This is a genomic window from Sphingomonas sp. HMP6 (assembly GCF_013374095.1).
GTDB lineage: Bacteria > Pseudomonadota > Alphaproteobacteria > Sphingomonadales > Sphingomonadaceae > Sphingomonas.
Window position 1 is genome coordinate 2,765,867 of record NZ_AP022672.1, and the last position, 18,223, is coordinate 2,784,089.

The window sequence follows — 18,223 nt, forward strand, 5'->3', positions numbered from 1 at the left end:
AGGTCTGGTCGGGGTACGCGGGTCCAAGGGTCTTTGGTGTGATGGAACGCGGCTCAGAGACCGGCGATGCGACGGCCGCGCGATCCGCGATCCGGCGCGTCGTCATCGTCGGCGGCGGAACCGCAGGGTGGATGGCGGCTGCCGCGTTCGCACGCTTCCTGCCGGAGGGGACCAGCATCGCCTTGGTCGAATCCGATGCGATCGGCACGGTCGGTGTGGGCGAGGCGACGATCCCGCAAATCCGCCTGTTCAATCAGGGGCTCGGGATCGACGAGGATGATTTCCTCCGCGCGACGCAAGGCACCTTCAAGCTCGGCATCGAATTCGTCGGCTGGTCGGGCGCGCCGGGCGGAGTCGAGAGCCGCTACATCCACGCCTTCGGGACGATCGGGCGCGGGCTCGGGCTGGTGCCGTTCCATCAGCATTGGCTGCGGCATCGCAGCCTCGGCGGCACGCGCGGATTGTGGGATTTCTCGGCGAGCGCGCTCGCGGCGCAGCACGATCGCTTCGCGCGCGACATGGGCCGGCCCGATCTGCCGAGCGGCATCGCCTGGGCGTTCCAGTTCGATGCCGGGCTCTATGCCGCCTATCTGCGGAAATATGCCGAGGCACGCGGCGTTGTGCGGCACGAGGGCCGGGTCGTCGCGGTCGCACAGGATCGCGAACGCGGTGACATCACCGGGGTGACACTCGACGATGGGGCGGAGATCGCTGGCGATTTCTTGGTCGACTGTTCGGGGTTTCGCGGCCTCCTGATCGAACAGGCGTTGCACGCCGGCTATGACGATTGGTCGGCGTTGCTGCCGTGCGACCGGGCGCTGGCCGTGCCCTCGGCCACCGTCGGCTCGACCACGCCCTATACGCGGGCGACGGCACGCGAAGCGGGCTGGCAGTGGCGCATCCCGCTGCAGCATCGCACCGGCAACGGGCTGGTCTATTGCAGCGCGTTCCTCGACGATTCGCGCGCGGCGGACCTTCTGCTCGCCAATCTTGAGGGCGCGGCGCTGGCCGATCCGCGCCCGTTGTCCTTCACCACCGGGCGCAGGCGCAGCGCCTGGGTGAAGAATTGCGTCGCGCTCGGGCTGGCCGCAGGATTCATGGAGCCGCTCGAATCGACCAGCATCCATTTGATCCAATCGGGCATCGCGCGGCTGTTGCAATTGTTTCCGCAGGATCATGAGAGCAGCGTGGAGGCGGCCGAATTCAACCGCCAGACCGAGCAGGAATGGCTTGCGGTGCGCGATTTCCTGGTGCTGCACTATCATGCCAACGGCCGCGACGAGCCGTTCTGGCGCGCGTGCCGCGAAGCACCGCTTCCTGACAGCCTCGCGCACCGGATCGATCTGTTCCGCTCGACCGGCCGATTGTTCCGCGAAGGCGAGGAGCTGTTCGCCGAACCCGGCTGGCTGCAAGTGCTGATCGGGCAGGGCGTGACGCCACGGCGGTACGATCCTTTGGCCGACGGCCTGCCCGCGGCACAGCTCGACGAATTTCTCGGCCTCGCACGTCGGCATGTCGAGCAGGTCGTCGGCAAGATGCCGACCCACGACGCTTTCATCGCGGCGCATTGCGCTGCTTCGGACAGGATGGCCGCAGGATGATCCGCAAGATGCTGCTCGCCTCGCTCCTGGCGGTCGCCGGGATGCCCGCCGCTGCGCAGACGGCGCCCGCCTATCGCGATCGCCTGCCGCAGGACGAAGTGATCTATTTCGTGCTGCCCGACCGCTTCGCCAATGCCGACCCGGCTAACGATCGCGGTGGGTTGACCGGCGACCGGCTTGTCACCGGCTTCGATCCGACCGCCAAGGGCTTCTATCACGGCGGCGATTTGCAGGGGCTGATCGGGCGGCTCGACTATATCCAGGGGCTCGGCGCGACCGCGCTGTGGGTCGGGCCGATCTTCAAGAACAAGCCGGTGCAGGGCGCCAAGGGCTCCGAGTCCGCGGGCTATCACGGCTATTGGATCACCGATTTCACGAGCGTCGATCCGCATCTCGGCAGCGCGGCCGATTTCAAGGCGCTGGTCGATGCGGCGCATGCACGCGGGATGAAGGTCTATATGGACATCATCGTCAACCACACCGCCGACGTGATCAAATATCGCGAATGCGTGCCCGACCAGTACTGCGTCTATCGCAGTCTGGGAGACTATCCATATCAGCGCCGTGGCGGCGTGACCGGTGCGGCGATCAACTCAGGGTTCGCCGGGCATAATGATGGCAGTGCGGCCAATTTTGCGAAGCTGACCGATCCGACTTACGCCTTTACGCCGTACCTTCCCAAAGGCGAGGAGCGCGCGAAAACCCCGGCGTGGCTGAACGACGTCACCTTGTACCACAATCGCGGCGATTCCACCTTTTCGGGCGAGAGTTCGACGCTCGGGGATTTCTCCGGGCTTGACGATCTGATGACCGAAAACCCGCGCGTCGTGGCCGGCATGATCGACATTTTCGGCGGCTGGATCGATCGCTTCGGGGTGGACGGTTTCCGCATCGACACCGCGCAGCACGTGAACCCCGAATTTTGGCAGGTCTTCGTGCCTGCGATGAGAGCGCGCGCGGCGGCCAAGGGTATTCCCAACTTCCACATCTTCGGCGAAATCGCGACCGGCGACATGGATCCCGCGCGGCTCGCCACCCATACCCGCGTCGACGGGCTGCCCGCGGTGCTCGACTTCGCGTTCCAGCGTGCGCTGGTCGACACCGTCGGCGGCGGCGCGGGCACCGACGAGCTGCGCCGCTTGTTCTTCGCCGATCCGCTGTATGAAGGCGGCGCTGCGGGCGCGATGCAGCTGCCGACCTTCCTCGGCAATCACGATGCCGGCCGTTTCGCGATGTTCGTAAAGCGTGGTTTCCCCAAGGCAAGCGACGCCGAACTGCTCAGCCGTGTCATCCTCGGCCATGCGATGCTGCTCACGCTGCGCGGCGTGCCGACGATCTATTCGGGCGACGAACAGGGCTTCGTCGGCAAGGGCGGCGACCAGGATTCGCGCGAGGACATGTTCGCGAGTCATGTGGCGAGCTATAACGACAATCGCCTGCTCGGCACCGCGAAGACGACCGCCACCGACAGCTATGACACCGCGCATCCGCTGTACCGCGCGATCGCCACGCTCGCGAAGTTGCGCGCCGAACTGCCCGCCCTGCGCCGCGGCAAGCAGATGCTCCGCGCCTATGGCGACAAGCCCGGCCTGTTCGCCGTGTCGCGCTTCGATCCCGATACCGGCCGCGAAGTGCTGCTCGCCTTCAACACCTCGACCGCCCCGGTCAGCGCGAAAGTGCTGGTCGAAACCCGCTCGACCGATTTCACCGCCCGCCACGGCGTGTGCGCGCCCAAGGCGACCGCCCCCGGCAGTCTTTCCGTGACCGTCCCTCCCCTCGATTATGTGATCTGTACCGCGCAATGACCGCTCAGCCGCTGCCAACCCCCGAAGCCCCGCCCGAAGCGCAGTCCGCCCGCCCGTGGTGGCGCGGCGCGGCGATCTATCAAATCTATCCGCGGAGCTTCGCCGATTCGAACGGCGACGGCATTGGCGATCTCGCCGGGATCACCGCGCATCTGGAGTATGTCGCGGCGCTCGGCGTCGATGGCGTGTGGCTGTCGCCCTTCTTCGCCTCGCCGATGAAGGATTTCGGCTATGACGTGTCGGATTATCGCGCGGTCGACCCGATCTTCGGCACGCTCGCTGATTTCGATGCCTTGGTCGCGCGCGCGCACGCGCTCGGGCTGAAGATCATCATCGACCAGGTCTATTCGCACACCTCGGACGCGCACGCCTGGTTCGCCGAGAGCCGCGCCGACCGCAGCAACCCGAAGCACGACTGGTACGTCTGGGCCGATGCCAAGCCCGACGGATCGCCGCCCAACAATTGGCAATCGGTGTTCGGTGGCCCGGCGTGGACGTGGGATGCGCGGCGCGGGCAATATTACATGCACAATTTCCTGAGCGCGCAGCCGCAACTCAATCTGCATGCGCCCGCAGTGCAGGATGCGGTGCTCGATGTCGCGCGCTTCTGGCTCGACCGCGGCGTCGACGGGTTCCGCATCGATGCGATCAATTTCGCGATGTGCGACCCCGAACTGCGCGATAATCCGCCCGCCCCCGCCACCAACGGCGTGCGCACGCGCTCCTTCGATTTCCAGCGCCACGTCCACAACCAGTCGCACCCCGACATCCCGCTCTTTCTCGAACGGCTGCGCGCGCTGACCGACCGCTATGACGGCTGCTTCACCGTGGCCGAAGTGGGCGGGGCCGAGGCCGAAGTGGAGATGAAGCGCTTCACCCACGGCGCGCGGCGGCTGAACAGCGCGTACGGCTTCAACTTCCTCTACGCGCCTGCGCTGACCCCTGCGCTGGTACGCGATGCAGTCGAGCAATGGCCCGATACGCCCGGCATGGGCTGGCCAAGCTGGGCGTTCGAGAATCACGATGCGCCGCGCGCGGTCTCGCGCTGGGCGAGCAGCGCAGACCGGACGGCGTTTGCGCGGCTGAAGATGCTGCTGCTGGTCGCGCTGCGCGGCAATATCTTCCTGTATCAGGGCGAAGAGCTCGGGCTGACGCAAGTCGACATCCCGTTCGAGCGGCTGCAGGACCCCGAAGCGATCGCCAATTGGCCGCTGACGCTGAGCCGCGACGGCGCGCGTACGCCGATGCCATGGGTGGCGGAGGCACCGCAATTGGGCTTTTCGAGCGCAGAGCCGTGGCTGCCGATCGGCGCGGATCACGCAGGGCTGGCGGTCGATCTGCAGGATGCTGCGGCGGAGTCGATGCTGGCGCTGACACGCGATCTGCTGGCGCTGCGCCGCGCGCATCCGGCGTTGCAGAGCGGCGACATCCATGTGCTGGAGGCGGCGGATACCCTGCTCGTGTTCGAGCGGCGCGCGCCGGGGCAGAAGCTGGTGTGCGTGTTCAATCTAGGGGACGACCCGGTGACCTGGCGTCCGACCGATCCGGGCGCGTGGCGCATCATCGCACGCGTGAACGCGATCGAAGACTGGCAGTTCGGCGGCCATGCCGCGCTGATCGCCGAAAGGGTGATGTAATGAAGCCGACCCATTTGCTCGCGCTCGCCGCAGCCCTCAGCGCCAGCGCCGCCGTCGCGCAGGACAAGCCTACCGTCCCCGCGCCCGTCGTGACCAACGAGACGATCAAGCCGCAAGCCGCCGCCGCGATCCCGAGCGTCACCGCCGCTTCACCCGACGGCAGCATCGTCGTCACGCTGGCGACCGATGGGGAGGGCCATGCGAGCTATGCGATCACGCGCAAGGGCGAGACGATCGTCGCACCGTCGCGATTGGGTTTCCTGTTCACCGATGCGCCCAAGCTCGACCGGCATCTGCAGATCGCGAAGGTCACGCGCGCCGCGTCCGACACCAACTGGACCCAGCCCTGGGGTGAGTGGACCACGATCCGCGACAACCACAATGAACTGCGCGTGCATCTGCAGGAAACCAGCGCGCCCGGTCGCACGCTCGATGTGGTGTTCCGCATCCAGAATGACGGCGTCGGCTTCCGCTACGAATTCCCCGAACAGGCGGGCGGCAAGCCGGTCAACATCGCCGAGGAACTGACGCAATTCGCCTTCGCCTCGGACGCGACCGCCTGGTGGAAGCCCGCGTTCGAGTGGAACCGCGAGGAATATCTCTACAACCGCACCCCGCTGCGTGCGGTCGGCACCGCCGCCACGCCGATCACCTTGAAACTGGCGAGCGGCACGCATGTCGCGCTGCACGAGGCCGCGCTGATCGATTATTCGGGCATGTCGGTGGCCAAGGTCGGCGACAGCAACACGCTCAAAGCCGTGCTGACGCCGGGTTCGGGCGCGCCGAAAGTCACGCGGACTGGTCCCTTCACCACACCGTGGCGCACGCTGATCATCACCGACGATGCCCCCGGCCTGTATATGAGCCACCTCGAACTCAACCTCAACGAACCCAACAAGCTCGGTGACGTCAGCTGGGTCAAACCCGGCAAGTTCGTCGGCGTGTGGTGGAACATGATCACCGGCAAATGGAGCTGGGCAACCGGACCCAAGCACGGCGCGACGACCGCCAACGTCAAAACCTATATCGATTTCGCGAGCGCCAACCGGATTCCGGGCGTCTTGGTCGAGGGCTGGAATGTCGGGTGGGACGGCGACTGGTTCGGCAATGGCAATGCGATGCAGTTCGACACGCCGACGCCCGATTTCAATGCCGCCGAGCTGATGCGCTATGCCAAGGCCAAGGGCGTGTATTTGATCGGCCATAACGAAACCGGCGGATCGGCCAGCCATTACGACAGTCAGCTCGACCGTGCGTTCGGCTATGCCCGCGACCACGGCATCCCGGTGGTCAAGACGGGCTATGTCACCGATGCGGCCGAAATCGAACGCGTCGATCCCGACGGCAGCCAGCACCGCGAATGGCATGAGGGGCAGTGGATGGTGAACCATTACCTGCGCGTCGTGACGACGGCGGCCAAATACCACGTCGCAATCGACGCGCATGAGCCGGTCAAGGATACGGGCCTGCGCCGCACCTACCCCAATTGGGTGTCGCGCGAGGGATCGCGCGGGATGGAATATAATAGCTGGCCGGGGAAGAACCCGCCCGAGCATGAGGCCAATCTGGTGTTCACGCGGATGCTGGAGGGGCCGATGGATTTCACCCCCGGCGTGCTGAGCCTCAAGGGATCGGATGACAGCGATCTGCTCTCGACCGAGGCCAAGCAATTGGCGCTCTATGTATTGCTCTATTCGCCGGTCGCGATGGCGGCGGATACGCCCGAGCAATATGCCAAGCACATGCCCGCCTTTCAGTTCATCCGCGATGTGCCGACTGACTGGTCCGACACGCGCGTGCTAAACGGCGAAGTCGGCGATTATGCGACGATCGCGCGGCAAGATCGCAAGTCGAACGATTGGTATCTCGGTAGCGTGACCGATGAAAATGCGCGGACGCTTTCGGTCTCGCTCGATTTTCTCGATGCCGGGCGGCGTTACACCGCGCAAATCTATCGCGACGCGCCCGATGCCGACTATCGCACCGACAAGCGCCACGCGATGGTGATCGAAACGCGCCCGGTGAAGCGCGGTGACACGCTCAGCCTGCCGCTCGCGCCGGGGGGCGGCATGGCGGTGCGCTTCGTGGCGGCGAAGAAATAATGTTCCCCCAACTTCCCACCCCGGCAAAGGCCGGGGCCCAGTTGCGCAGGTCCTGGTTACAATGCGCAGCGTCCGAAGTATCGATGCCGGGTAACTGGGCTCCGGCCTTCGCCGGGGAGGCGTTACTTTTACTGCTGCTTTTGCTCGCGTTGCTGATCCCGCTGCCCGCTGCGGCGCAAGATGCCGGCCGCTTCGTCACGATCGAGGCCGCGCCTTCGGTCAACATCACCCCCCCGCGCGTGACAATCTGGCTGCCGCCGGGCTATGATGCGGGTAGGCGGCGCTATGGCGTCATCTACATGCATGACGGGCAGAATCTGTTCGATCGCAAGCACTCGAACTTCGACAAGGTGTGGGCGGCGGACAAAGCGGTGCTACGGCTGGTCGCGGCGGGCAAGATCGCGCCGGTCATCATCGTCGGCGTCGATCAGCCGGGCGCAGCACGCTATCGCCAATATTTCCCGCAAAGGCTCTATGCCGCCGCGTCGCCCAAGCTCCAAGCCGAGATCGATCAGAGCGCCAAGGGACCGCTGACCGGCGACGCCTATCTGCGCTTCCTCGCCGACGAATTGAAACCGCTGATCGACCGGACCTATCGTACGCGACGCGATGCTGCGCATACTGCGGTGGTCGGGTCGAGCATGGGCGGATTGATGTCGTGTTACGCCTTCATCGAACAGCCCAGAGTGTTCGGGCGTGCCGGGTGTGTCTCGACGCATTGGCCGCTTACCTTCGCGCTGCAACTCGTTCCCGGGGACGAGCGACCGGCGCTGTGGAAGGCCTATCTGACGCAGAAGCTGGGCAAACCGGCCGGGCGTAGGCTGTGGATGGATCATGGCGACAAGACGCTCGACGCCGCTTACCCGCCTTACCAGGCAGTGATCGATCAGGATGTTGCTGGCCTCGGGTGGAAGAAGGGCCGCGATTTCGAAAGCCGTGCCTATCCGGGCGCCGAGCATGAGGAAAATGCCTGGGCGGCGCGGCTCGACGAGATTTTCGGCTGGCTGCTCCGGTGACACTCCCGCCCGCTGGCCTGCATATCGTCATTCTCGGCGGCGGTACGGCTGGGTGGATGGCGGCGAATCTGTTCGCGCACGCTTGGCCGAGCGCGCAGATCATCGTGATCGAAAGCCCCGAAATCGGCATCATCGGCGTCGGCGAGGGATCGACCCCGCAGTTGAAGGCATTCTTCGACCGGCTCGGCATTGCCGAGGCTGACTGGATGCCGGCCTGCAATGCCACGTACAAGAATGGCATCGAGTTTTGCGGCTGGTCGGATCGCACGGGATACGACCGCTATTTTCACCCCTTCCCCAGCCCGCTCGATCTCCACACCGCGCCCGCCTTTTTCGATGCGACCAGGCGGCGGCGGCATGGACAGGATGTGTGGGCGCATCCCGATCGCTTTTTCCTGCCTGCGCGGCTGGCGGCGGATCGGCTGGCTCCGATCGCCGCCGAGGCGTTTCCGCTCGGGCCAGCGTACGGCTATCATTTCGACGCGCATCTGGTCGGCGCGTTCCTGCGGACCCATGCCGCCAAGCGCGGCGTGGTGCATCTCGAACGCCGCATCGTCGAGGTCGCGGTGACGGATGGCGCGGTCACGGCCCTCATTGCTGAAGGCGGCGAGCGGATCGCGGGCGATCTGTTCGTCGATTCGAGCGGCTTTCGATCAGTGATCCACCAGGCCGCGCTCGGCGTTCCGTTCGTGTCATTCGGCGAAAACCTTTTCAACGACAGCGCCGTCGTGATGCCGACTCCCGCCGATCCGACCGGCACCGCCTCCGCCACCCGCGCGACTGCGCTCAAGGCGGGCTGGGCGTGGGACATTCCGCTCACCAGCCGCACCGGCAATGGCTATGTCTATGCGTCGGGCTATTGCTCGAAGGATGAGGCCGAGGCCGAACTCCGTGCGCATCTCGGCGTCGGCGACGAAGGGACCGCGCGGCATCTGTCGATGAAGGTCGGGCGCGTGGCTGAAACATGGTTCGGCAACAGCCTTGCCGTTGGCCTGTCGCAGGGGTTCATCGAACCGCTCGAGGCGACCGCGCTGCATATCGTCCAGGCGACGGTCGAGGCCTTCATCCAGGCGTATGAAGCGGGCGGGTTCACGCCTGCCCATCGCGGCGCCTTCAACGACCGGATCGCGGCGCGGTACGACGGGATCCGCGATTATATCGTCTGCCATTACCGGATGAACCGGCGCGCCGACACGGCCTATTGGCGCGACAATGCCGCGAATGATCGCCTGTCCGATTCGCTGAAGGCCATCATCACCTGCTGGTTCACGTGTGGCGATCTGGCGGCGGAGGTCGCGCAGCAGGGGATTGCGGGCTATTATGCCGCGACCTCGTGGCACTGTCTGCTAGCGGGATATGGTCAATTTCCCCAGTGCGCGCCGCACCCGGCGGGGCCCGGGGCAGCCGACATGGCGGCGATCGACGATTTCCTGCGCCGTGCCGCGCTCAATTTCGCGGACCATCGCAGCGTCCTCGCCGCCTTGGGCTAGCCCCGCGACTGTGCGATAGCATCGCCCATGGACTCGCTGACGAATCCCCGGCTGACGGTATGGCATGACGGCGGTTGCCCGCTGTGCCGCCGCGAGATCGCCGTGATGCGGCGGCTCGATCGGGCGGGGGCGATCGATTTCATCGATGTCGCCGCCGAGGATGCGACATGCCCGATCGACCGCCGCGAATTGCTCGCCCGCTTCCACGCCCGCGAAAATGGCGTGCTGCTATCGGGCGCGGCGGCCTTTGCGGCGATGTGGCGGGCGATTCCGCTGCTGCGGCCGCTTGGCCTTGCCGCGCGCGTGCCGATCGTGCTGGCGGCGCTGGAGCGGCTGTATCTGCTGTTCCTGCGCGTTCGACCCCGATTGCAGCATCTGGCGAGAAAGTGGGAGCGCGTATGAACTGGCCGACCCCCGATCCGATCCAGCCGGGCCAGGAAAGCGTCTGGTCCTTCCCGCGTCCGGCGATTTGCGAACCGACCGCTGCGCATGTCGTGATCGAGCATCGCGGGCTTATTCTCGCCGATACCCGCCGTGCGATCCGCACGCTCGAAACCAGCCATCCCCCCAGTTATTACATCCCGCTCGCCGATATCCGCCCCGGAATCCTGCGCCGCGGCGGAGGGAGTTCGTTCTGCGAGTGGAAGGGGCAAGCGGTCTATTGGGACGTTGTGCTGGAGGACGAAGTGCTGCCCGCGGTCGGCTGGAGCTATCCCAATCCCTCGCGCGCCTTCGCTATGTTGCTGGATCATATAGCTTTTTACGCACACGCCTTCGACCGGTGCAGTGTCGATGGCGAAACCGTCGTGCCGCAGCCGGGGGGCTTTTACGGGGGCTGGATCACCAGCGCGGTCGCCGGGCCGTTCAAAGGAATCCCGGGTAGCCGTTTCTGGTAAGCGCTACAGATATTTATCCAGCAGAGCGCGCAGATCGACCTGCGCCTTCAGCCGCGCTGCCAGCCAATAACTCCCGCCAAGCTTGCGCTGCACGAACAACGTCTCCGCCGGCGGCACGCGCCACATCGTCCGGTCCGAGGCCAGCGCAAGGCCACGTCCGCGCATCGATTTGATCCAGCTCGCATCGCCGAAATCGAACGCGCCTTCCTGCAGCAACATGCCGGCGCTGAGATCGAACAGCGCGAGCACTTCGTCGCGATGCGCCGCCGTGGTGCCGGCATCGAACAGGCCGAACGCCTCGAGCGCCTTCAGCGCCGCCGCCCGGTCGCCATCCCGCACTGCCCGCAGCATCTGGCGGTAGAGGTCGGCAATCTCCGGAGAAATCTCCCGAGTCGCGCCGAAATCGAGCAGCACGATCTTTCCCGTCGCCGCGTCGTAGCGGTAATTGGCAAGGTTTGGATCGGTCTGCATCAGCCCGAAATCAAACAGCTCGCGCAGCACCAGATCGAGCATCCGCGCGGCGACCGCGTCGCGTTCTGCCTGGGGGCGGTCGGTCAGCGATTCGATCGGCACGCCCTCGGCATAGGACATGGTCAGGATCGTTGGCGTTGAAAGCTCAGGCAGGAAGGCGGGAACTTGAAAATGCGGGTCGCCCGCGAGCAGATCGCCGAAGCGGGCGAGACACGCACCTTCGCGCACATAATCGGCCTCCTCGCGCAATTGCACCTTGGCGACTTCGAGCAACGGGGCGAGGTCGAGTTCCTTCGGCACCAGCCCCGACAGGCGCAGCAAGGTCGCGACATTGTCGACATCGCTGTCGATGCTCTTCGCGACGCCGGGATATTGCACCTTGATCGCCAGCGGCCGCCCGTCGCGGGTGCGGCCGCGGTGGACCTGGCCGATCGAGGCGGCGGCGATCGGACTGGCATCGAAGGCGGAGAGCTTGCTCTTCCAATCCGCACCCCATTGTCCGGTCAGGACCGCGCTGAGCTGTCGATCGGGCATCGGTTCCGCATCGGCGCGCAAGCGGGCGAGGATTTCGCTGAGCTCGGGCGGTAGCAGCTCGCCCGAATCGAGCGACACCAATTGCCCCAATTTCATCGCCGCCCCGCGCAGATTCGCCAGCCGATCGGTGACGCGCCCGATATTGCCGGGGGTCAGCAGCAAATCGCCCAGCACCGGGCGCTTGCCGCTGGCGAGCTGTCGCGCGCCTTCGCCGATCATGCCGCCGGCCACGCCCGCTGCGAGCCCGCCGAAGCGCGACAGCCGGGCGAGGCGACCGGTCGGGACGGCGCTTCCAGTACCGGGGCCACTGCGGGGGATCGGAGGTTTCAAAAGCGTCGGCCTTCACGCGCAGCGGATCATACCGGCCTGCCGCGCCGCTATAGCACCGCCGCCATTCCACGCTACAAACAACCAAACAGATTGAGAGGGTGCCCATCATGAATCGTTTCCTTGCCCACACCGGCGCGCGCTATCCGATCGTCCAGGCGCCGATGGGCTGGATCGCGCGTTCGGCGCTCGCCTCGGCGGTGTGCGAGGCGGGGGGCTTGGGCATCATCGAGACATCGTCGGGCGAAACTGCGATCTGCCAGGCCGAGATCCTGAAAATGGCGGCGCTGACCGATGCGCCGTTCGGGGTGAACCTTCCGATCCGCTTCTTGAAGGACGAAGCGATGCTCGATTTCATCTGCACGTCGGGGGTCAAGTTCGTCACTACCTCGGCGGGCAGTCCGGCCAAGTTCGTCGGCCCGCTCAAGGCCGCCGGGATTGTCGTCTATCACGCCGTCCCAACGGTCGATGCCGCGCTGAAGAGCGTGGCCGCGGGGGTCGACGGATTGATCGTCGAGGGCGGCGAGGGCGGGGGTTTCAAGAATCCCGAGGAAGTCTCGACGCTCGTCCTGCTCCAGGCGATCCGCCGCGTCACCGATGTGCCGATGGTCGCGGCGGGCGGGATTTGCGACGGCAAGGGCATGGCGGCGGCGTTCGCTTTGGGGGCGGAAGCGGTGCAGATGGGCACGCGCTTCGTCGCGTCGGCGGAAAGCCCGGTGCATCCTGGCTTCAAACAGGCGATCCTCGACGCCAAGGAAACCGGCACCTTCATGCTCAACACCAAATCGACGCCGTGCATCCGCGCACTGAAGACGGCGCGGACCACCGCGATCCATGAAGCGGGGCTGATGCCCGCCGACACCTTCGCGCGGATTCAGGAGCTGTACTTTGCCGGCGACATGGAGGCTTCGGTTGGTCTGGCGGGCGAGAGCGCCGGGCTGATCGACGAAGTGCGCAGCGCGCGCGACATCATCCACGACATGGTCGGCGAATTCCACGGCATCTGCGCGCGGATGGGGGCGATGGCGACGGCCGCCGATTTCGGCTGACCGGAAAGAGCGTTTCCTAGACGGATCTACCCCATCCGTTCGTGTCGAGCGCAGTCGAGACACACATGCCGCGTGCACGATGGGTTTCTCGACTTCGCTCGAAACGAACAGGATTAGGTATCGGCATCAAACATTTCGCCGCCCGCGTCAGCCTTTATGCGGGCAGATCAGATATTTGGACCCCGTCGCACGCTTGGCATAGGCCGCGAAAATCTCCGGCTGCAACGCCTCGGTCAGCGAGATTTCGTGCGTGTAATGGCTGGCGAAGGTCGTCGTCAGTTCTGCGACGACGCGGTCCTTCAGCGCCTGCACCGCCTCCGGCCCGATCTTGACCAGGAAGGGCGTGAGCAAAAACCCGCCGAGCGCCCAGCTGAAGCCGAAATTGCGGTTGAGCGTGGTCGGCGCGAGATCGAGCCCGCCATAGATATAGACTTGCTTGAACGTGTCGGAGCCGTAGCGGCTGTAGGTCGTCATCCGCTTGACCGCGGCGGCCTCCATGCAGCTCAGCAACTGCCCGGCAAGCTTGCCCCCGCCGATCGCATCGAAGGCGATCGTCGCGCCGGTTTCGACCATCATCGCGGTCAGCGTGTCGAGGAAATCGGGCGCGCTCGAATCGGCGACATGCGCCGCGCCGATGCCGCGCAGCAGCTCGGCCTGCGCCGGGCTGCGCACGACATTGACGAGTGGGATACCGTCCTTTGCGCAAATCTTGACCAGCATTTGCCCGAGGTTGGAGGCAGCCGCAGTGTGGACCAGCGCGCTATGGCCCTCGCGGCGCATCACTTCGGTCATCGACAAAGCGGTGAGCGGGTTGACGAAGCACGATGCACCATCGGCGGGCGCGGTGCCGTCGGGCAGGACCAGGCACTCGGCGACACGCAGCGTGCGATATTGCGCATACATCGCCCCGCCCAGCATCGCGACGGTCTTGCCGAGCAACGCCTGCGCCGCCGGGGACGCACCCGCCGTAATCACCACGCCCGACCCTTCATTGCCGACCGGCATCGCTTCACCGATCCGCCCCGCCATCGCGCGCATTCCGGGTGTCGGCACGTCGGCGGTGACCAAGGGATGGCCGTCGCGCGTGGAGACATGCGCGGTGGACAAGTCGCCTGCGCCGAACAAAAGGCCGAGATCGGACGGGTTGATCGGGGTCGCCAGCACCTTGACCACGACCTGATCGTCGCGCGGATCGGCGATCGGCTGATCGATCAGCGACACCTCAAGCTTGCCCTCGGCGGTGACGAGCGAGAGCAATTGCAGGCCGGTGTGCGGGATCGGGTCGGTCATGATTGGCTCTCCTGTGGTGTTTGGTGTTTGGCCCGACATGCCACTGGCGGACGGTTGGGGCTACTGCGAAGACGTGGGCGCTAGCCTCAGTCGCCAGTGATCTCGCCGTCTTCGTCCGGCAGTTTGGCCTTCACCCGACCGCGCCGCGCCGCCTGTATCTCATCCTCAATCTCGAAGAGCAGCGCGCGTCCCTCGTCGGTTTTGCCATTCGTGTCGTCCTGATCGGCGGCAAACAGCGCTTTGGCGCGCGCCGCTAGATCGATGAGCTTGGCGTAACGCTCCTCGCCAAGCTTTTTGCGGACGAGCGCGAAGCCCTGCGTGAGCTTATTGAATTCACTGTCGATGTTGCGGTTGGGAAAGTCGCCCCATCGATCAACGAAAGTTGGTGCCCCGAGTATCATTGACCCCAACGTGTCGTAAATCTCGCTAAGCGATGCCGGGATGTAGGGCTTCGCGTTGAAATAGGAGTTGGATCCGCTCATTGTTTTGGCTCCGGACGGGAAATGACATATGTGTAGTTTGAGCCGAGTTGACTCGGCCGAATAATGACGACGCGGCGTGGCCTGAAGTCGGCTTTGAAGAAACCACGGATCTGCGCCGTTCCCAATGTTTTGCGCGTGAGCGTCACATCGAACGCGACGTCCTTTACCCGCGCATCGGGGCGGCGATAGGTGGTGTCGGTCCCCGAACTATCATCTTCACGCCGGTTTACCCGAACGGGTCCCTTGCCAGCAGAATCGATGTCGAATCGAGCGTAACGCTCGCGTAGTTCCTGGCGAACTCGTCGGTCTATGTAATTACCAAGCGCCTCTTGCTCGGACAGCCGCGGCGAGAGACGTCCGGACTTGAGCAGGGTCAGTCCCTCCTCGTAGGCATAGTCAGTGCGTCGCTGCACGAAGCGGAGGGTTTCGACTTGAAGCGGGCGGTACTCCCCCTGTAAGCGGGCAACAATGGCGGCACGTTGAAAACGGAGGTCGTTTACCCTCGCGGCTAAACCTTGTTGCGTGATGATCGGCGTTCCGAATGCATCGGTCGGACCAATCTCGTCATAATGCCATTTCGGCTCGAGTGCTTTTATCTGTGTGGTGACGCGCTTCGACTGGTCCTGCAGAAACTCCATCATTGATCTGTCAGCGGGTCCGGTGAAATCAAACAGATTATCGGCCACAGCAAGGATGGTGCCACCTGGAGATGTTCGCAGCCCCGGGAAGGATTGTTCGAGCGTCATAGGGTCTTCGAAGGCCCGACTGTTGCTGCCGCGTCCCATCGCCGGACCCGGGCGCGTTGGCGGGCGTGTCTGTCGTGCCGCCGGAGCAAACGTGTCGATGCCCGGAATTACCTCTTTGTCGTCCGCGCTTCCCGCGCGGTCCGCGTGTCTCACTCTTGCCGGTGCCGACCGATGGAAGTGACCACTTGCGGGACCCGCAACGCCACCTGGCGCAAAGGTAAAGCGCCCATTTCGTGGATCATGGTAGGGATTAAACTTGAATTCGACATCGTCCGCGCTGGCTACGTCGGCAATCAGAATCCTGCCGGTCCGCAACCAAATCGCAAACGCCTGCCGGCGTGCGTCATCGGATAGATGTGGCATGTTGTTCTCCGCTGTTTAGGCGGCGAGAACATTTGAGCAACATTTTCCAACTTGTCAACGCAGCGGTCTGCATGACGAGGCTTCCGCCTACGCCCGCCCCCAGCGGCTCTCAGAAAAAAGTGGTGCGGCCGAGAAGACTCGAACTTCCACGGGCTTTCGCCCACAACGACCTCAACGTTGCGCGTCTACCAGTTCCGCCACGGCCGCACGTAACATCGCCGGGCACGCCCGGCATCTGGTAGGCGAGCGCCCCTAGCAAAGCCTTGGGCGGGGCGCAACGCCAATCGTGCCCTATCGGCGATGGCGCGATCCGGGTAGCACGCGCACCATGTCCGCAACCCACCGCGCTCTCTGGTCCGCTGAGACCCGCCGCTTGCTCGCGCTGGCGTGGCCGGTGATGCTGACCAGCCTCAACTGGACGATCCTGAGCGTCACCGACATCGTCGTCGTCGGGCTGACCGGCACCGACCAGGTCGCGGCGCTCGGCGCGAGTCGTGCGCTGACTTTCGTCACGATCGTCGCGGGGCTCGCCTGGCTGTCGGGAACGCTGGTCTTCACGGCGCGCGCCGATGGGGCGGGAGACTTGCCCGAGACCGGCGCGACGCTGCGCGCGGGGTTGGTGCTGGCGGTCGTGCTCGGGCTGGCGGGGGCGCTGGGGTTCGGGATCTTTGCCGAATCGCTGCTCCGCGGGATCGGCGTTGCGTCTGCGCTGGTCGAACCGGCGGCGCGCGTCGTGCGCGTCATGGCGCTGTCCTATCCGTTCCAACTGACGATGATCGCGGCGAGCTTCTTTCTGGAAGGGATCGCGCGGCCGCGGCGCGTTATGGTGGTCAATCTTGCGATCCTGCCGCTCAATGCGCTGCTCGCCTGGGCCTGGTCGGGCGGGCATCTCGGCTTTCCCGCGCTGGGCGCGGTCGGCGCGGCGGTGGCGACGGCGACCGCCTCGGCGATCGGGTCGGTGCTGATGCTGGGTGCGGCCTGGACGACGACGCGCGCCAGCGAACGCGGTGTCCGCGACATGTCCGGTGCCGCCTGGGCGGCGGCCCTGCCCGGCGCGGTGCGGCTGGCGACGTTCGGTGCGATTCCGGCGCTCGCTTCGGGTCTGGAACTTGCCGGCTTCTCGATCCTGATCGCGCTGTCGACGGGCTTCGGGCCGATCACGGCGCATGCCTTTCAGATCGTCTTTTCGGTCCACAACGTCACGTTCGGGGTCGCCTTGGGGTTGGGATCGGCGGCTGGGGTTCGCGTCGGCAATGCGGTGGGCGAGGGGACGCTCGACCAAGCGATACCGCGCACGCTGATCGCGGCTGGGCTGGCGGCGCTGTTCACCGCGCTGCTGGCGGTGGTGATCGTCGTGGCGCGCGGGCCGATCGTCGCGGCCTTCCCGGCGGCGGCTGGGGTTCATGCCGTCGCGCTCGCGATGCTGCCGCTGTGGGCGCCGTTCATCCTGTTCGACGGGGTGCAAGTTGTGTTCGTCTACGCGCTACGCTCGCTCGGTGATCAAATCGTTGCCGGAGTGAACAGCATCGCCGCGTTCTTCGTGGTTACAGGCGGTGCGGGCTGGCTCTTCGTGCAAAACGGCACAGGTTCGATCGGGCTGGTCTATGCCTCGGGCCTCGGCATGGTCGCCGCAGCCGTGTTGCACGGCGCGCGCTTTGGCCAGATCAGCTTGCGGCTTCGCCCGAAAAGCTGAGCACCAGTTCCTGCGCATTGACCGGCACGTCGATCTTCGCGCTGTTGAACTGGATCTGCGCCTTGGGCGCAAGCATCGTCGCCTCGGGCCGGATCATCCAGCTGAACACGATCCTTTTCTGCGCGTCGCGCAGATCGGCGCGAATGTCGGGGATCGGCTGGCGCGTGTCGGTCGGGTTGAGCACGGTACCGCTGACCGCGAAAATCTCGTTGCCGTTGAAGGTGTGCCGATCGACCGGCTTGGTCACCAGCTTCAGCGGGGTCGGCGCGACCGGGCTGAACAGATCGTGCGCGAAGATGGGTGCATCAGAATAGGCCAGCACGCCAACACCCGCGAGCATCGCCGCGCCGGCCGCACCCGCCGCCATCGTCCAGCGCCGCGCCGGGTTGCGACGCGGGCGGAAGGGCGGCTCGTGTGCGAAGGCATCGTAATCCGGATAGGAGCCGGGCGGCGCGATTTCGACCACGCGTGCGGCGGAATATACCGGCTCGGCCGGTGGCGCGGTTGGCGCGGGCTCGGGTGGGAGTGCGGGTGCGACCGTTTCGGCGCGGGCGACCAGATCGAGCACCGGCACGCCCTCCTGAAACCAGCTATGCTTGCAGCTGGCGCAGCGCACCGTGCGCCCGTCCGCCCCGATCGAAGAGTCGGGGACGAGATAGCGCGTGTGGCACTCGGTGCATTCGAGGATCATCTGTGCGTCTTGGCTCCGTTCGCGAGCGCT

15 protein-coding genes and 1 tRNA gene are annotated in these 18,223 nt (G+C 65.4%); 10 read left to right on the plus strand and 6 right to left on the minus strand.

Going from position 1 to position 18,223, the window contains the following annotated elements; translation table 11 throughout:
- Positions 1 to 41: 41 nt before the first annotated feature.
- From HMP06_RS13490 to HMP06_RS13525, 8 genes are all read left to right on the plus strand, one after another.
- A complete protein-coding gene (locus HMP06_RS13490; protein ID WP_176497540.1) occupies positions 42 to 1,601 on the plus strand; it encodes a tryptophan halogenase family protein in 1,560 nt (519 codons plus the stop codon).
- A complete protein-coding gene (locus HMP06_RS13495) occupies positions 1,598 to 3,406 on the plus strand; it encodes an alpha-amylase family glycosyl hydrolase (RefSeq protein ID WP_176497541.1) in 1,809 nt (602 codons plus the stop codon). Before HMP06_RS13490 ends, HMP06_RS13495 begins: the two co-directional genes overlap by 4 nt.
- Positions 3,403 to 5,043 carry an alpha-amylase family glycosyl hydrolase gene (locus tag HMP06_RS13500; RefSeq protein WP_176497542.1) on the plus strand — a complete coding sequence of 547 codons (1,641 nt, stop codon included), beginning with the start codon at positions 3,403 to 3,405 and terminating at the stop codon, positions 5,041 to 5,043. The genes HMP06_RS13495 and HMP06_RS13500 overlap by 4 nt, the downstream gene beginning before the upstream one ends.
- A complete protein-coding gene (locus tag HMP06_RS13505; RefSeq protein WP_176497543.1) occupies positions 5,043 to 7,145 on the plus strand; it encodes a glycoside hydrolase family 97 protein in 2,103 nt (700 codons plus the stop codon). Before HMP06_RS13500 ends, HMP06_RS13505 begins: the two co-directional genes overlap by 1 nt.
- Positions 7,146 to 7,228: 83 nt before the next feature.
- Positions 7,229 to 8,161 (plus strand): alpha/beta hydrolase, encoded by a 933-nt coding sequence (locus tag HMP06_RS13510; protein WP_176497544.1) that lies wholly within the window; start codon positions 7,229 to 7,231, stop codon positions 8,159 to 8,161.
- Positions 8,158 to 9,651 carry a tryptophan halogenase family protein gene (locus HMP06_RS13515; protein WP_176497545.1) on the plus strand — a complete coding sequence of 498 codons (1,494 nt, stop codon included), beginning with the start codon at positions 8,158 to 8,160 and terminating at the stop codon, positions 9,649 to 9,651. Before HMP06_RS13510 ends, HMP06_RS13515 begins: the two co-directional genes overlap by 4 nt.
- Before the next feature lie 27 nt (positions 9,652 to 9,678).
- The gene (locus HMP06_RS13520) at positions 9,679 to 10,053 is read left to right on the plus strand and encodes a thiol-disulfide oxidoreductase DCC family protein (protein ID WP_176497546.1); all 375 of its coding nucleotides are present in this window, start codon (positions 9,679 to 9,681) and stop codon (positions 10,051 to 10,053) included.
- A complete protein-coding gene (locus tag HMP06_RS13525) occupies positions 10,050 to 10,547 on the plus strand; it encodes a DUF427 domain-containing protein (protein WP_176497547.1) in 498 nt (165 codons plus the stop codon). Before HMP06_RS13520 ends, HMP06_RS13525 begins: the two co-directional genes overlap by 4 nt.
- A gap of 3 nt (positions 10,548 to 10,550) precedes the next feature.
- On the opposite strand, the gene HMP06_RS13530 is transcribed toward HMP06_RS13525, so the two are convergent.
- Positions 10,551 to 11,882 carry an ABC1 kinase family protein gene (locus HMP06_RS13530; RefSeq protein ID WP_232089686.1) on the minus strand — a complete coding sequence of 444 codons (1,332 nt, stop codon included), beginning with the start codon at positions 11,880 to 11,882 and terminating at the stop codon, positions 10,551 to 10,553.
- 107 nt (positions 11,883 to 11,989) lie between these two features.
- Here HMP06_RS13530 and HMP06_RS13535 point away from each other — a divergent pair, with 107 nt between their 5' ends.
- Positions 11,990 to 12,928: an NAD(P)H-dependent flavin oxidoreductase gene (locus tag HMP06_RS13535; protein WP_176497548.1), complete on the plus strand. Its 939-nt coding sequence runs from the start codon at positions 11,990 to 11,992 to the stop codon at positions 12,926 to 12,928.
- A 147-nt stretch (positions 12,929 to 13,075) separates the two neighbouring features.
- Here the strand turns inward: HMP06_RS13535 and HMP06_RS13540 are convergent, their stop codons facing one another.
- From HMP06_RS13540 to HMP06_RS13555, 4 genes are all read right to left on the minus strand, one after another.
- Entirely contained in the window at positions 13,076 to 14,218 is a 1,143-nt protein-coding gene (locus HMP06_RS13540) for a zinc-binding dehydrogenase (RefSeq protein WP_176497549.1), read from the minus strand.
- 86 nt (positions 14,219 to 14,304) lie between these two features.
- Positions 14,305 to 14,700, minus strand: coding sequence for a hypothetical protein (locus HMP06_RS13545; RefSeq protein WP_176497550.1), 396 nt, complete (start codon positions 14,698 to 14,700; stop codon positions 14,305 to 14,307).
- The gene (locus HMP06_RS13550; protein ID WP_232089688.1) at positions 14,697 to 15,809 is read right to left on the minus strand and encodes a hypothetical protein; all 1,113 of its coding nucleotides are present in this window, start codon (positions 15,807 to 15,809) and stop codon (positions 14,697 to 14,699) included. The genes HMP06_RS13545 and HMP06_RS13550 overlap by 4 nt, the downstream gene beginning before the upstream one ends.
- Positions 15,810 to 15,929: 120 nt before the next feature.
- A tRNA-Leu gene (locus tag HMP06_RS13555) sits at positions 15,930 to 16,016 on the minus strand.
- A 121-nt stretch (positions 16,017 to 16,137) separates the two neighbouring features.
- Here HMP06_RS13555 and HMP06_RS13560 point away from each other — a divergent pair.
- Positions 16,138 to 17,502 carry an MATE family efflux transporter gene (locus HMP06_RS13560; RefSeq protein ID WP_176497551.1) on the plus strand — a complete coding sequence of 455 codons (1,365 nt, stop codon included), beginning with the start codon at positions 16,138 to 16,140 and terminating at the stop codon, positions 17,500 to 17,502.
- Here HMP06_RS13560 and HMP06_RS13565 read toward each other — a convergent pair.
- A complete protein-coding gene (locus HMP06_RS13565; RefSeq protein WP_176497552.1) occupies positions 17,474 to 18,193 on the minus strand; it encodes an MJ0042-type zinc finger domain-containing protein in 720 nt (239 codons plus the stop codon). The genes HMP06_RS13560 and HMP06_RS13565 overlap by 29 nt on opposite strands.
- Positions 18,194 to 18,223 lie beyond the last annotated feature (30 nt).

Excerpts from the sequence above, each read along its gene's own strand:
- HMP06_RS13565 (WP_176497552.1), bottom strand. The coding sequence starts at position 18,193 with ATGATCCTCGAATGCACCGAGTGCCACACGCGCTATCTCGTCCCCGAC.
- HMP06_RS13505 (WP_176497543.1), top strand. The coding sequence starts at position 5,043 with ATGAAGCCGACCCATTTGCTCGCGCTCGCCGCAGCCCTCAGCGCCAGC.
- HMP06_RS13520 (WP_176497546.1), top strand. The coding sequence starts at position 9,679 with ATGGACTCGCTGACGAATCCCCGGCTGACGGTATGGCATGACGGCGGT.
- HMP06_RS13525 (WP_176497547.1), top strand. The coding sequence starts at position 10,050 with ATGAACTGGCCGACCCCCGATCCGATCCAGCCGGGCCAGGAAAGCGTC.
- HMP06_RS13495 (WP_176497541.1), top strand. The coding sequence starts at position 1,598 with ATGATCCGCAAGATGCTGCTCGCCTCGCTCCTGGCGGTCGCCGGGATG.
- HMP06_RS13550 (WP_232089688.1), bottom strand. The coding sequence starts at position 15,809 with ATGCCACATCTATCCGATGACGCACGCCGGCAGGCGTTTGCGATTTGG.
- HMP06_RS13540 (WP_176497549.1), bottom strand. The coding sequence starts at position 14,218 with ATGACCGACCCGATCCCGCACACCGGCCTGCAATTGCTCTCGCTCGTC.
- HMP06_RS13500 (WP_176497542.1), top strand. The coding sequence starts at position 3,403 with ATGACCGCTCAGCCGCTGCCAACCCCCGAAGCCCCGCCCGAAGCGCAG.
- HMP06_RS13510 (WP_176497544.1), top strand. The coding sequence starts at position 7,229 with ATGCCGGGTAACTGGGCTCCGGCCTTCGCCGGGGAGGCGTTACTTTTA.
- HMP06_RS13545 (WP_176497550.1), bottom strand. The coding sequence starts at position 14,700 with ATGAGCGGATCCAACTCCTATTTCAACGCGAAGCCCTACATCCCGGCA.
- HMP06_RS13490 (WP_176497540.1), top strand. The coding sequence starts at position 42 with ATGGAACGCGGCTCAGAGACCGGCGATGCGACGGCCGCGCGATCCGCG.
- HMP06_RS13535 (WP_176497548.1), top strand. The coding sequence starts at position 11,990 with ATGAATCGTTTCCTTGCCCACACCGGCGCGCGCTATCCGATCGTCCAG.
- HMP06_RS13560 (WP_176497551.1), top strand. The coding sequence starts at position 16,138 with ATGTCCGCAACCCACCGCGCTCTCTGGTCCGCTGAGACCCGCCGCTTG.